The organism is Streptomyces maremycinicus, from assembly GCF_001184025.1.
GTDB lineage: Bacteria > Actinomycetota > Actinomycetes > Streptomycetales > Streptomycetaceae > Streptomyces > Streptomyces maremycinicus.
The window spans coordinates 518469-531132 of sequence record NZ_BBYG01000015.1 but is presented as its reverse complement, the minus strand read 5'-3'; the positions used below and the strand labels follow the sequence as shown (position 1 = coordinate 531132).

Below are 12664 nucleotides of genomic sequence, written 5' to 3'. Positions count from 1 at the left end.
GTTTCCCTGCTGCCGGCTTTCCCGCCGGGCAGCGGTCAGGCGAGCAGTTCGCCCTCGATGACCGTGACCGCCCGGCCGCTGAGCAGGGTGCGCTCGCCGCACAGTTCGGTGCGGACCCGGCCGGCCCGGGGCGAGGCCTGGAGGCCGGTCAGGGCGGTGCTGCCGAGCCGCTCGGCCCAGTAGGGCGCCAGGGCGGTGTGCGCGCTGCCCGTCACCGGGTCCTCGTCGATGCCGATGTTCGGGAAGAAGCAGCGGGAGACGAAGTCGTATCCCAGGTCCGGGTTCTCGGCGCGGGCGGTCGCGATGACACCGCGGCGGGAGTGGGCGGCCAGTGCCTTGTGGTCGGGCTTCAGGGCGTGGACGGTCTTCTCGTCGGCGACCTCGATCAGCAGGTCACCGACGTGGGGGCCGGTGTCGAAGCAGGCGAGCGGCTCGGCGCCCAGCGCCTCGGCGACCCCGTCCGGGATGTCCACGGCGGTCAGCGGGGCGGTGGGGAAGTCCAGGGTGATCGAGCCGTCCTCGGCGGGCGTCGCGACGAGGACACCGCTGCGGGTGGCGAAGCGCACCGGGCCCGCGTGGGCGCCCGTGGTGTGCAGGACGTGGGCCGTGGCGAGCGTGGCGTGGCCGCACAGGTCGACCTCGGCGACGGGGGTGAACCAGCGCAGGGCCCAGTCCGCCTCGCCGCCCCCGGGGAGCGGGTGGGCGAACGCCGTCTCGGCGTGGTTGACCTCCAGGGCCACGCTCTGGAGCCGGTTGTCGTCCGGGAAGGCGTCCAGGAGCAGGACCCCGGCGGGGTTGCCGGAGAAGGGGCGGTCGGTGAAGGCGTCGACGATTCGGATGCGCATGCCGGTGACGGTAGGGGGTGGGCGGAGCCGTGGGCCAAGGCCAATCGGCGGGTCGTGGCCCGTTTCCCCCGGTTCGCTTGGCTCCCGGCATCTGGCTTCCGCTGCGCCCGGCTCCTCCTTATCGATCGCCCGGATTCCCGGTTCTCAGGTCCCTCCGGCACCCTCCGTGACCGGGTCGAGGTGTCCCGCGCGGTCCTCTCGCAGGGCACGAGGGACGGAACCCTGGGATCCTGAGCGAGAGCAGCGCGACCCATGACCTGACGACCACGGGCGGTGAGCGCCATGGCCGGGCTCGAGGAGAGCGACACCGATCCGACGGCGTCGTACGCCGATCCGCAGGGCGATCCGTTCCTGCGCACGCGGTTCGTCGTACCGGCCCGGCCGGTGACGTTCCTGCGGCGCGAGCGGCTGGTCAGCCATCTCGACCAGGCGTTGCACACCCCGTTGACCATGGTCAACGGGGCCGCGGGGGCCGGCAAGACGCTGCTGGTCGCCGACTGGGCCGCGGCCCGTGACCGGCCCGTCGCCTGGCTGACCACGGACGCGGCGGAGCAGGGCCCGGGCATGCTCTGGGCGTACCTGCTCCAGGCCCTGCGGGCCGCCGGAACGACGCTGCCCGCCGAGATCGGCTGCCCCGCGGACGCGAGCCGGGTGCCTCCCAACCTGCTGGCCCGGCTCGCCGCCGAACTGAGTGCCCGGGACCGCCCCGCGATCGTGGTGCTCGACGAGTACGACCGGGTGATCGACCCGGAGGTCGCGGACCAGCTGGAGTTCGTGCTGCACCACGCGGGCGACGGGCTGCGGCTGATCCTGGTCACCCGTACCGAACCGCTGCTGCCGCTGCACCGGTACCGGGCGGCCGGCGACCTGACCGAGATCCGGGGCGCGGAGCTGGCCTTCACCGCCGAGGAGGCGGCCGAACTCCTCGATCTGCACGGACTGCGGCTTCCGGCGCACGCGACGCGGGGCCTCGTGGAGCGCACCGGGGGCTGGGCCGCCGGACTGCGGCTGTGCGCGCTCGCCGCACGGGAGAAGCCGGATCCGGAGACCTATCTGAAGGAGTTCGAGGCCGACCGGTCCACGGTCGCCGACTTCCTGCTGGCGGAGGTGCTCAGCCGGCAACCGCCCGAGACTCAGGACGTCCTGCTCCGGGTCAGCGTCCTCGACCGCTTCCGCCCCGAGCTGGTGAACGCGTTGACGGAGCGCACCGACGCCGGGCCCATCCTGGCCGGCCTGCACCGCCAGAACGCCTTCGTGGAGCACCTCGGACAGGACTGGTACCGCCTCCACCCGCTGTTCGGGGAGATCCTCCGCGCCCATCTGCGGATGCGCTCGCCGGGCCTGGAGCCCGAGCTGCACCGGCGGGCCGCGCACTGGCTGCGGGGTTCGGGGTCCCTCACGGAGACCCTGGGCCAGGGCGCGGCCGCCGGCGACTGGGAGTTCACCGCCGGCGCCCTGATCGACGACTTCGCCATCGGCTGGCTGTTCACCGGCCTGCGCTCCGAGGAACTCGCCGAGCTGTTCTCCCGGATGGGACCGGAAGCGGCCGGCCCCGCGACCGACCTGGTCCGGGCCGCCCGGGACCTGTCCCGGCGCGATCTCGACCGGGGGCTGCGGCACCTGCGCGACGCGGAGCGGGGCCTGGCGGGCGAGCTGGGCCCGACGGCCGGTCCCGACGCCGTGGCGGACGCGGCCCTGACGGCGGAGTGGGACACGGCGGGCGAGGAGCCGGGCCTGGTGGCGGCCCGGCTGAGCTGCGCCCTGCTCGAGACGCTGGCCGGCCGGCTGACCGGCGCGCCGGGCCGGGCGGAGAGGGCCGCGGCGGCGGCCGAGACGCTGTGCGACCGGGCTCCGGCCCACCTGCTGGAGCGGCATCCCGAACTCACCGCGCTGCTGCTCGCCCATCTGGGCTCGGCGCGCCTGTGGGCCGGGCACTTCGACGAGGCGTGTGCCGCGCTGTCGCAGGTCGCCGAGTCCTCGGCGGGGGCTGCCACGGCGCACGCCCGCGAGGACTCGCTCGCCCGGCTGGCCCTGATCGACTATCTGGACGGCTGGCTCGGCAGGGCGGAGCGCAAGGCCCGGGCCGCGGTGACCGCCACGGAGCGGTACGGCCTCCCCCAGCCGTCCGGCTCCGGCATGGGGCGCCTGGTGCTGGCCGCCGTCGCCGTGGACCGCGACGACCTGGGCCGGGCGCGGGCGCTCCTCGCCGAGGCGGCCGGGGCGGACCCGGCACTGGCGGACCCGGTCATGGAGGCCGGCCGGGCCATCGCGACCGCCCGTCTGCATCTGGCCCGCGGAGACACGCGGGCAGCCCTCGAAGCGGCGGAACGAGCCGTTCCAGCCACGGTCGCCTCCCCCTGGGCCACAGGTCAGACGGCACTCGTCGTCTCCGCCGTGCATCTGGCGGAAGGGCGGCCGCAGACGGCCGTCGAGGTGCTCGCGGAGGTGTCCGACGAGCAGTCGGCGTGCGCGGTGGGGGCGGCGCGGGCCCAGCTCGCGGCGGGCCGGCCCGAGGCGGCGCTCGACCTGCTCGACGGGGTGCGGTCCGAGGGCCGTGCGGGCCCCGCGGTGACCGTCCGGGCCCTGCTGGTGAGGGCGCAGGCGGCGGACGGGGCGGGGGACACGGCCACCTCGCGCCGACTGGTCGCCCAGGCCCTGCGCGAGGCACGGCGTGACGGGCTGCGACGGCCCTTCCTCGAGGCCGGTCCATGGATCCGCCCGTTCCTGGACGCCATGGCACCGCGGGTGCGTGCGGCGGACCGGGTCACTTCCGGCGCGCCGGCGTCCGCCCCGCCGCTCCCGATCGTGGAGGAGCTCAGCGGGCGCGAGCGGGACGTGCTGAGCAGGCTCGCCCTGACCATGTCGACGGAGGAGATCGCCGCCGACCTGTTCGTCTCCGTGAACACGGTCAAGACCCACCTCAAGAGCGTCTACCGGAAGCTGGCGGTCAACCGTCGCAGCGACGCGGTGCGCCGCGCCCGTGAGCTGAAACTGCTCTGAGCGAGGCTCCGCGCGCCCTCGGGCAGCCCACCCGAGCGCCGGCTCGCCACACCGGGCTTCCTCCGGCCCGTCCCGAGCGTCCTGCGGCTCGCCACCGGGCTTCCTCCGGCCCGCCCCGAGCCTCCTGCGGCTCGCCCGTGGCGGGTGAGGCGTCGACCGGGGTTCTCCGCTGCGATGGGAGTGTGCACAGCCGCCCGTCCGGTTCACCGGACCCGCCTTCACGGAACTCGTCTTCGGGGGAGTCACCGGACCCGTCCCGCTCGTCCCGTTCTTCCCGCTCGCCGAGAGAGGCCGCGATGCCCAGGACCGAACGCGTCACGGCGGACCCGGCAGGCGCCGTCGAGCGCAGGAGCGACGTCGACTACACCGGTGGCGTCTACGGATCGATGCTCGCCGCCTCGGTGGTCGTCGGCGCGGGCACCCTGGGCTCGGTCCCCCGGCTGGAACTCGTGCTGCTGCTGTTGCTCACGGGAGTGGTGTTCTGGGTCGGGCACGTGCACGCCCAGTTGTTCGGGGCGCGGCTGGTGGCGGGGGGCCTGGACCGCCGGACCGTGCTGCACGTGTGCCGGGAGGAGTGGCCCATCGTCAAGGCGGCCCTCCCGCCGGCTCTCGCCGTGGCCGTCAGTCCCCTGCTCGGGCTCGACATCGAAGGCACCCTCTGGCTCGCCCTCGCGGTCGCCGTGGCGGGCCAGGTGGGCTGGTCCTCGGCGGCGGCACGGCGGGCCGGAGCCTCGTGGCGCATGGTGGCACTCACGGCCTCGGTGAACCTCGTGCTCGGCCTGCTGATCATCCTGTTCAAGCTCATCGTGACGCACTAGCCGGGACCGTGACGCACCGGGACCGTGACGCACCGGGTCCGTGACGCACCGGGTCCGTGACGCACCGGGTCCGTGACGCACCAGCCGGGACCGTGACGCACTCGGCGGGCCCGGGACTCGCGGGCCCGGGACTCCCCGGGCCAGCCCGTGACGCACCGGCGGGACGTGAATCGTCCAGGTATCACCTGCAAGGGGTGAGGCCACCCGGCCCGACCGGCCGGAGGATCGCAGAGTGAGTGCGCAGTCCGCCAGTCCCAGGCCATCCCGGGAGAGCAGCTCATGCGCTACGAGATCCGCGTCGACGGACATCTGTCGGAGGCGCTGACCAGGGTCTTCCCCGAACTGGACCATGTGGTCATGTCCGGTCAGACCGTCCTGTTCGGGTACGTCGTCGACGAGGCGCACCTGTACGGGCTGCTGGCCCGCTGCCAGTCACTGGGGCTGCGGGTCCTGGAGATGCGTCAACTGCCGGAGTGATGTGCCGGGGTGCGTCGTCGCCGGCCGGCACGAGGAGGAGTCATGAGCGTTTCGCCTGGTCCCGCACCGCACACAGGACCCGACGACCCGTTCGGCGGCCGTGACCGGCCGTCCGGCGGGACGGTACCGGGGCCGCTGGGCGCGGATCCCGCCGCTGCGCTGGCCGTGCTCGGGCGGTCCTGGACGTGGATCCTGGGCTCGGCGGTCGCCACGCTCGTGCCGGGCATCCTGATCCTGGTCTGGCCGGACGAGACCCTGCACGTCCTCGCGGTCCTGATCGGCCTGTACCTGCTGGTGACCGGAGGGTTCCGGTTCGTCGCGGCCTTCGCCAGGGAGGACCACGGGGAGCGCCTCACCGGGCTGCTGCTGGCGGTGCTGTACGTCGTCGCCGGCGTGCTGTGCCTGAGGAACCCGCTCCAGACCATCGCGACCCTCTCGCTCATCGTCGGGGTCCTGTGGCTGGTGTCGGGCATCCTCACCCTCCACACGGCGCTCGCCACCAAGGACCTGCCCCACCGGGGAGTCGTGCTCGGCGCCGCCGTGCTCGCCATCGTCGCGGGGATCGTGGTGCTCGCCCTGCCCACCGAGTCCGCCAGGGCGCTGACCAGGCTGCTCGGCCTGTGGCTCGTCCTGCTCGGCCTGGTCGAGGCCGCGGTCGCCTTCGCCTGGCGGTCCGCGCTGCGCCGGGCGCGGGCGGCGGGGCCGGGGGCTCCCGCGGGGACCGTCTGAGAGGCCGGTGCTCTCACCCGCCTCGGGTGAGGACGGCGCGACCTCGCCGCGCGCACTCTGAATACGCCATCCACGGCATCGGGCCCCGGCCCGGAACGGAGGAAGAGATGAGTGGGGACATGTACCTCGCGTACGACTATCCGCTGCTGAGCGCCTTCTGGACGATGCTGGTGTTCTTCCTGTGGATCATGTGGTTCGTCCTGCTGTTCCGGATCGTCGTGGACATCTTCCGGGACGACGAGCTCAGTGGCTGGGCCAAGGCCGGTTGGCTCGTGTTCTGCATCGTGCTGCCCTTCCTGGGCGTCTTCGTCTACGTGATCGCGCGGGGCAAGAACATGGGCCGCAGGGAGATCAAGCAGGCGCGGGAGCAGCAGCAGGCCTTCGACAGCTACGTCCGCGAGACCGCCAAGGGATCGGCACCCACGAGCAGCGTCGACGAACTCGCCAAGCTCTCCGAGATCCGTGCCCGGGGTGACATCACGGAGGAGGAGTTCAACAGGGCCAAGCAGATGGTGCTGAGCGGCTCCCGCCACTGAGCACGCCGGAACGAGAAACCGAATCGAGGCTTCGGGATGACAGCGACACACCCCACTCACGCGCCGTCGGCCAAGCGGCACTCGGCCCGACAGCAATGGGCGGAAGGCCTGATGGTCTTCGCCGCCGTCACGCTGATGCTCGCCGGAGTGCTCGACATCTTCCGGGGCATCATGGGGATCGCCGAGGACGACGTCTTCCTCTCCACCCGCAACTACGTCTTCGCGTTCGACCTCACCGGCTGGGGCTGGATCCACCTCGTCCTGGGCGCGGTCGCGGTGCTCGTCAGTCTCGGACTGTTCCGTACGGCGACGTGGGCACGGGTCGCCGGCGTGGCCATCGCCGGGCTGATCGTCATCGCCAACTTCCTCTCCCTGCCGTACTACCCGGTCTGGTCCGTCGTGATGATCGCCTTCTCCGGGTTCGTCATCTGGGCCCTGTGCGTGGTGCAGCCGGACAGGTCCGCGGACTGACCGGGTGGGGCCGTCCCGTCCGCAGCACACCAGGAAGGCGGTAGACGATGTGCCGTTGGCTCGCCTACTCGGGAACCCCTGTCCTGCTCGAAACGATTCTCTACCGGCCGACGCACTCGCTGATCGACCAGAGTCTGCACTCCAAGATGGGCGTGGAGACCACCAACGGTGACGGCTTCGGCGTCGGCTGGTACGGACCCGAGACGGACGTCGGGACCCCCGCGGTGGTCCGGGAGATCGGCCCGGCGTGGAGCAACCGCAATCTGCGGGAGATCGCCGGTCATGTGCGCTCACCGCTGTTCTTCGCGCACATCAGGGCCTCGACGGGCACCGCGGTGCAGCAGACCAACTCCCATCCGTTCCGGCACGGGCGCTGGATGTGGATGCACAACGGAGCGATCGCCGACTTCCACCGGATGCGCCGGGATCTCGCCCTCTCCGTCGACCCGCAGCTCTTCCTCGACATCGAGGGGTCGACGGACTCCGAGATGATGTTCTACCTGGCCCTCACCCTCGGCCTGGAAGAGGATCCGCCGGGCGCCGTCGCGCGGATGGTCGGCCTGGTGGAACGCACCGGACGCGCACACGGGGTGGAGTACCCGGTCCAGATGACGGTGGCCGTGACCGACGGGGAACGGCTGTGGGCCTTCCGCTACTCCACCCAGGGAGACTCGCGCTCGCTGTTCTACAGCACCGCCGTGGACACGCTCCGCTCGCTCCACCCCGACATGGCGTTCCTGCGCGAGGTCTCGGACGAGACCCGGCTCATCGTGTCCGAGCCCCTGGGCGATCTGCCCGGCGCCTGGAACAAGGTCCCCGAGAGCACGTACGGCGTGGTGCAGCCGGGCGGGGACGACATCGTCCACTTCGTCCCGCAGGCGGCCTAGCCCCGACGACCAGCGGCCATCCGTGCACCGGCGACGTCGGTGCATCGGATGGCCGCTGGTCGTCGGCGTACGGAGAGGCCGCGGCCGTCGGCGTACGGAGGAGCCGCGGCCGTCGGCGTACGGAGGAGCCGTGGGCGGTCAGTGGACGGAGAAGCCGCCGTCGACGAAGAGCGACTGGCCCGTCACATAGCCGGAGGAGCGGCCGGCCAGGAACACGGCCGCTCCGGCGAAGTCCTCGGCCAGGCCGTTGCGCCCGACCATCGTGCGCGCGGCCAGCGCCGTGACCTTCTCCGGGTCGGACTGAAGCCGTGCGTTGAGCGGGGTCAGCACGAAGCCGGGCACCAGCGTGTTGCAGGTGACGCCGTACGGTGACCACGCCTCGGCCTGTGAGCGGGCCAGCGACTCCAGGGCCCCCTTGGAGACGCCGTAGGCGCCGCTCTGGACGAACGCGCGGTGCGCCTGCTGGGAACTGATGTGGATGATCCGGCCGAAGCCGCGCTCGGCCATGCCGGGTCCGAACCGCAGGCCCAGCAGATAGGGCGCCTCCAGGTTCACCGCCATCGTGGCGTCCCACACGTCCTCGCCCAGCTCGCCCATCGGCGGCCGCAGGTTGATCCCGGCGCAGTTGACGAGGATGTCGGGTTCGCCGTACACGCCGGCCGCCTGTTCCGCGGCGGCGCGCACCCCGTCACGGGTGCTCAGGTCGGCGCTCACCCAGGCGGCCCGGCAGCCGTCCGCCGTCAGCTCGTCGACCGTGGCGGCCAGTTCCGCCTCCTTGCGCGCCACGATCACCACGGCCGCCCCCGCCCGGGCGAGAGCGCCGGCGATGGCCCGGCCGATGCCGGAACTGCCGCCGGTCACCAGGGCGACCCGGCCTTCCAGCGAGAACAGTTCGGAGAGGTAGGTGGCCGGGGTGCCGTGCGAGGAGCTGCTGGGTGTCATGTCCGCACCCTAGAACGCCGGCCGCGCCCCGGACGTCCAGGGTCCTTGCCAAGCGAACTGTTCCGATATATCGTTGACGCATCGCGACAGATCAACGATGGAATGAAGGAGTGGTTTGCGATGCGTACCCACGGATTCGAGCGTGGACATGGACAGGACGGCCCCCGGCGTGGCCGCGGCGGCTTCGACGGACGGCGGGCGGCTTTCGGGCCCTTCGGTCCGGGTGGCCCCGGTGGTCCGGGATTCGGCCCCGGCGGTCCCGGCTTCGGGCCGGGCTTCGGTGGTCCCTGGGGCGGACGAGGGCGTGGCGGGCCGAGGGGGAGGGCGCGGCGCGGTGACGTACGGGCCTCGATCCTGGCCCTGCTCAAGGACCGGCCGATGCACGGCTACGAGATGATCCAGGAGATCGCCGAGCGCAGTGGCGGGGCGTGGAAGCCCAGTCCGGGCTCGGTGTACCCCACCCTCCAGCTGCTGGAGGACGAGGGCCTGATCAGCAGTGAGAGCGACGGCGGCAAGAAGCTGTTCTCGCTCACCGAGGAAGGTCGCACGGCCGCCGAGGAGGGCCCGGAGGCTCCCTGGGAGGAGGCCTCGCGCGGGGTCGACTGGGAGGCTCTCAGTGAGATCCGCCAGGCCGGATTCGGTCTGATGGAGGCCTTCGGGCAGGTGTGGAAGACCGGCAGCAAGGAGCAGCGCGAGAAGGCGCTCACGGTCATCAACGACGCCCGCAAGAAGCTGTACCTGATCCTCGCCGACGAGGACTGATCGCCGTACGGCGATGTCGAGGCGCCCCGTGGAGTCATCCGCGGGGCGCCTTCGTGTGCCGGGCGCCGCGCCGGAACGGGTGATCGGTCCGCCGGGTCGGGCCGGGCCGCCCGGTCAGGCGACCAGTCCGGCCAGCTTGCGCAGTGACTCGGCCAGTGCGGCCGTCCCCGAGTCCTTGAGCCTGCCCGCCATCAGGGACACGGCCGCGCCCGTGAACTCGCCGTCGATGCGGACCGTCGTGGCGTCTCCCTCGGGGGTCAGGGTGTAGCGGGTGGCGACGGACACCGCCATCGGACCCTTCCCGCGGATTTCGAGCACCCGGGCGGGCTCCAGCTCCGTCACGGTCCACTCGACCTCGGCCGGGAAGCCCATGAGCTTCATGTTCTCCTGGAAGGTCGCGCCCACTTCGAGGGTCTCCGGGCCGCCCTTCGGGAAGTTGGTGTGGGTCGCGTTCCACTCCCCGTACGCCGGCCAGTCGGTGAGCTGGGCCCACACCTTCTCGGCCGGTGCCTGGATGCGTGCCTCCGCGCTGACTTCGGCCATGCGACCACCTCTTCGTGTCGGGCAACTCGGGCTGCGGTGTCGCGGAACGTAACTCCAGGACCTCGAACATTCAATACTGACGAACCGTCAGGAAGTGTGGAGAAGGAGGTGCGGAGGGGAGGGTGCGGAGACGGAGGTGCGACGGGGGTGAGACATCGGAGGTGCGGAGGCGCGGGTGCGACGGAGTGGCGCGACGGAGGTGCGGAGGCGCAGGTGCGACGGGGGTGACGCGACGGAGGTGCGGAGAGCGCTGAGACGTTCGGCGCGGGCGGATCGGGGGCGGCCCGGCCGTGAAGGGGGCGTGTGGCAAGTCGGCGCGCGCCCCGGAGGCCGAACGGCCTGATCTCCTCCGTAGGGAGGAGATTCCGACGGCAGGGGTCAGCTCTGTGTGGGACGCGAAGATGCTCCTCCCCGGGGATGACCGCATCCGCGGGCACTGATGGGGTGGGATGGTGCAATCCCGTACTTCCCGGCAGTCGCCTCAGAACCCGGTGGCGCACGGCACGGACGACGACCCCAGGCTCGCCGCCGAGCCCGCGGCGGCGCTCGCCGCCGCCCGCCGCAGGGCGGTGCGGGACGGGGACCGGCAGATCGACACCGCCCACCTGCTGCACTCGCTCCTGGAACAGGACCCGCAGGTACGCGCCGCCTTCGACGGCGGACCCCAGCTCGCCCGGCTGCTCGGCTACCTCGTCCAGCGCAGCATCGGCTACGGCCTGCGCTGGCAGAGCGGAGTCGAGGACTCCGGGACCCTGCCCGTCGTGACGGCCGTCGAGGGCCTCTCCCCGCTGGCCGCGGCCGCCCTGGAGCAGGCGTGCGTGCGGGCCGCCCTGCGCGACGGAGCGCCCGCCCGCGGTGTCGACCTGCTCGCGGCGATCGTCGCCGACCCGCAGGCGCGGGCCGTCGAGGTGCTGACCCGTGCCGCCGTCGACGTCCAGGGGCTGCGCGCCCGGATCGAGGACGGTCCGCGGGACCTCCGGGCCCGCGCCGGAGGTGCCGAGGGCGCCTGCTGAGCCTGCCCGAAGCGCCCGTCTGCCGAGCCCGCTCCGGCGCCCTTGTCGGCGGTTCCGGGCAGTCCACCCGATGAGACAGGTGTCAACGGGGATGACGCTCATGTCATCGCCTGTCATCATGTGCCCGTGCATACGTCTGTGAGCAGTGAGGGCAAGCGCGGAAGGGGCATCGGGCTCGGTCTGGCGATCGGGTCGGCCATCGCCTTCGGCGGATCCGGGGTCGCGGCCAAACCGCTGATCGAAGCGGGCCTCGATCCGCTGCATGTGGTGTGGCTGCGGGTGACCGGCGCGGCCCTGGTGATGCTGCCGCTCGCCGTACGGCACCGCGCCCTGCTGCGCACCCGCCCGGCCCTGCTCGCCGGATTCGGGCTGCTGGGCGTGGCGGGCGTCCAGGCCTTCTACTTCGCCGCGATCTCCCGTATCCCGGTCGGCGTGGCACTGCTCGTCGAGTACCTCGCGCCCGCGCTGGTGCTCGGCTGGGTGCAGTTCGTGCAGCGGCGTCCGGTGACCCGCGCCGCCGCGCTCGGCGTGGTCCTCGCGGTGGGCGGGCTGGCCTGTGTCGTCGAGGTCTGGTCCGGGCTGAGTTTCGACGTCCTCGGACTGATGCTGGCGCTCGCGGCCGCCTGCTGCCAGGTCGGCTACTTCGTCCTGTCCGACCAGGGCAGCGACTCCGGGGACCAGGCCCCCGATCCGCTGGGCGTCATCGCCTACGGTCTGCTCGTGGGCGCCGTCGTCCTGACCGCCGTCTCCCGCCCCTGGAGCATGGACTGGTCCGTGCTCGCGCACACCGCCGGTATGAACGGCACCGAGGTCCCCGCCTGGCTGCTGCTCGGCTGGATCGTGCTCATCGCGACGGTGATCGCGTACGTCACCGGTGTGGTCTCCGTGCGCCGGCTCTCTCCCCAGGTCGCGGGCGTCGTGGCCTGTCTGGAGGCGGTCATCGCGACGGTCCTGGCATGGGTGCTGCTCGGCGAACACCTGTCGGCGCCGCAGATCGTGGGCGGGGCGGTGGTGCTCCTGGGCGCCTTCATCGCGCAGTCGTCCGCGCCGGCCAAGGGCGCCCCGGAGCCGGTGGCCGGCGGCAGCCCCGAAAGGGAGCTGTCGGCCCGCGGAACCGCCGCCTAGGGGGTCGATCTTGTCTTGGCACGCACGCGTTCTGCCGCCGTCGGCCTCCTGAGGCGGGCCCTCCCGTGAACCACGCCCGGTATCCGCTGCCGGGGTCGACGGTGCCGGGGGCGACGGTGCCGGGGTCGACGGTTCCGCCCGCGGATGAAGTCCGAGGGCCGCTGCCCCCGCGGCCCTCGCCTACGCCGTCTACTTCGCGGGCGCGGCCGTCGTGCCCTTCGCCACCGTCTCCGTGATCATGCTCCTCGCACCGGTGAGCACGGCGGTGTCGGCGGTCGCCGTCCTCGGCGAACAACTCCGGGTGACGCCCCTCGCGGGGACTCTGCTGATGCCGGCTTCGGTCACCGGCCTGGCCCTCGCCGACGGACGGCGGTCACGGGAGCCCGGGGAGGCAGGGGAGGCGCGGAAGTCAGGGGAGGCGCGGAAGTCAGGGGAGGAACGGACCGCCGGGGCACCGGCCTGACGGGATGCGGGCGGGCGTGGGGCCGACTGCCCGCCGCGCCCCGCGCCGTCCCG

13 protein-coding genes and 1 pseudogene are annotated in these 12664 nt (G+C 72.8%); 11 read left to right on the top strand and 3 right to left on the bottom strand.

What is annotated here, in order from left to right; genetic code table 11:
- Window positions 1-35 precede the first annotated feature (35 nt).
- Window positions 36-845 (bottom strand): PhzF family protein, encoded by an 810-nt coding sequence (locus AOQ37_RS23165; protein ID WP_062646521.1) that lies wholly within the window; start codon window positions 843-845, stop codon window positions 36-38.
- A gap of 282 nt (window positions 846-1127) precedes the next feature.
- Here AOQ37_RS23165 and AOQ37_RS23160 point away from each other — a divergent pair, with 282 nt between their 5' ends.
- From AOQ37_RS23160 to AOQ37_RS23130, 7 genes are all read left to right on the top strand, one after another.
- A complete protein-coding gene (locus AOQ37_RS23160) occupies window positions 1128-3845 on the top strand; it encodes a winged helix-turn-helix domain-containing protein (RefSeq protein ID WP_062646520.1) in 2718 nt (905 codons plus the stop codon).
- 296 nt (window positions 3846-4141) lie between these two features.
- Window positions 4142-4663, top strand: a complete 522-nt coding sequence (locus AOQ37_RS23155; RefSeq protein WP_062646519.1) for a hypothetical protein — start codon at window positions 4142-4144, stop codon at window positions 4661-4663.
- A 279-nt stretch (window positions 4664-4942) separates the two neighbouring features.
- Window positions 4943-5140: a DUF8691 family protein gene (locus AOQ37_RS23150; RefSeq protein ID WP_062646518.1), complete on the top strand. Its 198-nt coding sequence runs from the start codon at window positions 4943-4945 to the stop codon at window positions 5138-5140.
- A 42-nt stretch (window positions 5141-5182) separates the two neighbouring features.
- A complete protein-coding gene (locus AOQ37_RS23145) occupies window positions 5183-5869 on the top strand; it encodes an HdeD family acid-resistance protein (protein ID WP_062646517.1) in 687 nt (228 codons plus the stop codon).
- Window positions 5870-5976: 107 nt separating this feature from the next.
- Complete coding sequence (locus AOQ37_RS23140; protein ID WP_062646516.1) at window positions 5977-6405, top strand: SHOCT domain-containing protein; 429 nt, start codon at window positions 5977-5979, stop codon at window positions 6403-6405.
- Window positions 6406-6441: 36 nt separating this feature from the next.
- Window positions 6442-6876 carry a DUF7144 family membrane protein gene (locus AOQ37_RS23135; RefSeq protein ID WP_062646515.1) on the top strand — a complete coding sequence of 145 codons (435 nt, stop codon included), beginning with the start codon at window positions 6442-6444 and terminating at the stop codon, window positions 6874-6876.
- 47 nt (window positions 6877-6923) lie between these two features.
- Window positions 6924-7763, top strand: coding sequence for a class II glutamine amidotransferase (locus tag AOQ37_RS23130; RefSeq protein ID WP_062646514.1), 840 nt, complete (start codon window positions 6924-6926; stop codon window positions 7761-7763).
- Between the two features lie 138 nt (window positions 7764-7901).
- Here AOQ37_RS23130 and AOQ37_RS23125 read toward each other — a convergent pair whose 3' ends face one another.
- Entirely contained in the window at window positions 7902-8705 is an 804-nt protein-coding gene (locus tag AOQ37_RS23125) for an SDR family NAD(P)-dependent oxidoreductase (protein WP_062646513.1), read from the bottom strand.
- Window positions 8706-8825: 120 nt separating this feature from the next.
- On the opposite strand from AOQ37_RS23125, the gene AOQ37_RS38950 reads away from it, so the two are divergent.
- Window positions 8826-9467: a PadR family transcriptional regulator gene (locus AOQ37_RS38950; protein ID WP_078890315.1), complete on the top strand. Its 642-nt coding sequence runs from the start codon at window positions 8826-8828 to the stop codon at window positions 9465-9467.
- A 114-nt stretch (window positions 9468-9581) separates the two neighbouring features.
- Here the strand turns inward: AOQ37_RS38950 and AOQ37_RS23115 are convergent, their stop codons facing one another.
- A complete protein-coding gene (locus AOQ37_RS23115; RefSeq protein ID WP_062646511.1) occupies window positions 9582-10010 on the bottom strand; it encodes a type II toxin-antitoxin system Rv0910 family toxin in 429 nt (142 codons plus the stop codon).
- 452 nt (window positions 10011-10462) lie between these two features.
- Here AOQ37_RS23115 and AOQ37_RS23110 point away from each other — a divergent pair, with 452 nt between their 5' ends.
- The 3 genes and pseudogenes from AOQ37_RS23110 to AOQ37_RS23100 form a co-directional block, all read left to right on the top strand.
- Complete coding sequence (locus AOQ37_RS23110) at window positions 10463-11023, top strand: Clp protease N-terminal domain-containing protein (protein WP_107085276.1); 561 nt, start codon at window positions 10463-10465, stop codon at window positions 11021-11023.
- Between the two features lie 120 nt (window positions 11024-11143).
- On the top strand, window positions 11144-12148 hold the full coding sequence (locus AOQ37_RS23105) for an EamA family transporter (protein ID WP_062646509.1): 1005 nt from the start codon (window positions 11144-11146) through the stop codon (window positions 12146-12148).
- A gap of 157 nt (window positions 12149-12305) precedes the next feature.
- Window positions 12306-12611: pseudogene (locus tag AOQ37_RS23100) on the top strand (EamA family transporter); the annotation flags it as partial.
- Between the last annotated feature and the right edge of the window lie 53 nt (window positions 12612-12664).

Excerpts from the sequence above, each read along its gene's own strand:
- AOQ37_RS23165 (WP_062646521.1), bottom strand. The coding sequence starts at position 845 with ATGCGCATCCGAATCGTCGACGCCTTCACCGACCGCCCCTTCTCCGGC.
- AOQ37_RS23160 (WP_062646520.1), top strand. The coding sequence starts at position 1,128 with ATGGCCGGGCTCGAGGAGAGCGACACCGATCCGACGGCGTCGTACGCC.
- AOQ37_RS23155 (WP_062646519.1), top strand. The coding sequence starts at position 4,142 with ATGCCCAGGACCGAACGCGTCACGGCGGACCCGGCAGGCGCCGTCGAG.
- AOQ37_RS23150 (WP_062646518.1), top strand. The coding sequence starts at position 4,943 with ATGCGCTACGAGATCCGCGTCGACGGACATCTGTCGGAGGCGCTGACC.
- AOQ37_RS23145 (WP_062646517.1), top strand. The coding sequence starts at position 5,183 with ATGAGCGTTTCGCCTGGTCCCGCACCGCACACAGGACCCGACGACCCG.
- AOQ37_RS23140 (WP_062646516.1), top strand. The coding sequence starts at position 5,977 with ATGAGTGGGGACATGTACCTCGCGTACGACTATCCGCTGCTGAGCGCC.
- AOQ37_RS23135 (WP_062646515.1), top strand. The coding sequence starts at position 6,442 with ATGACAGCGACACACCCCACTCACGCGCCGTCGGCCAAGCGGCACTCG.
- AOQ37_RS23130 (WP_062646514.1), top strand. The coding sequence starts at position 6,924 with ATGTGCCGTTGGCTCGCCTACTCGGGAACCCCTGTCCTGCTCGAAACG.
- AOQ37_RS23125 (WP_062646513.1), bottom strand. The coding sequence starts at position 8,705 with ATGACACCCAGCAGCTCCTCGCACGGCACCCCGGCCACCTACCTCTCC.
- AOQ37_RS38950 (WP_078890315.1), top strand. The coding sequence starts at position 8,826 with ATGCGTACCCACGGATTCGAGCGTGGACATGGACAGGACGGCCCCCGG.
- AOQ37_RS23115 (WP_062646511.1), bottom strand. The coding sequence starts at position 10,010 with ATGGCCGAAGTCAGCGCGGAGGCACGCATCCAGGCACCGGCCGAGAAG.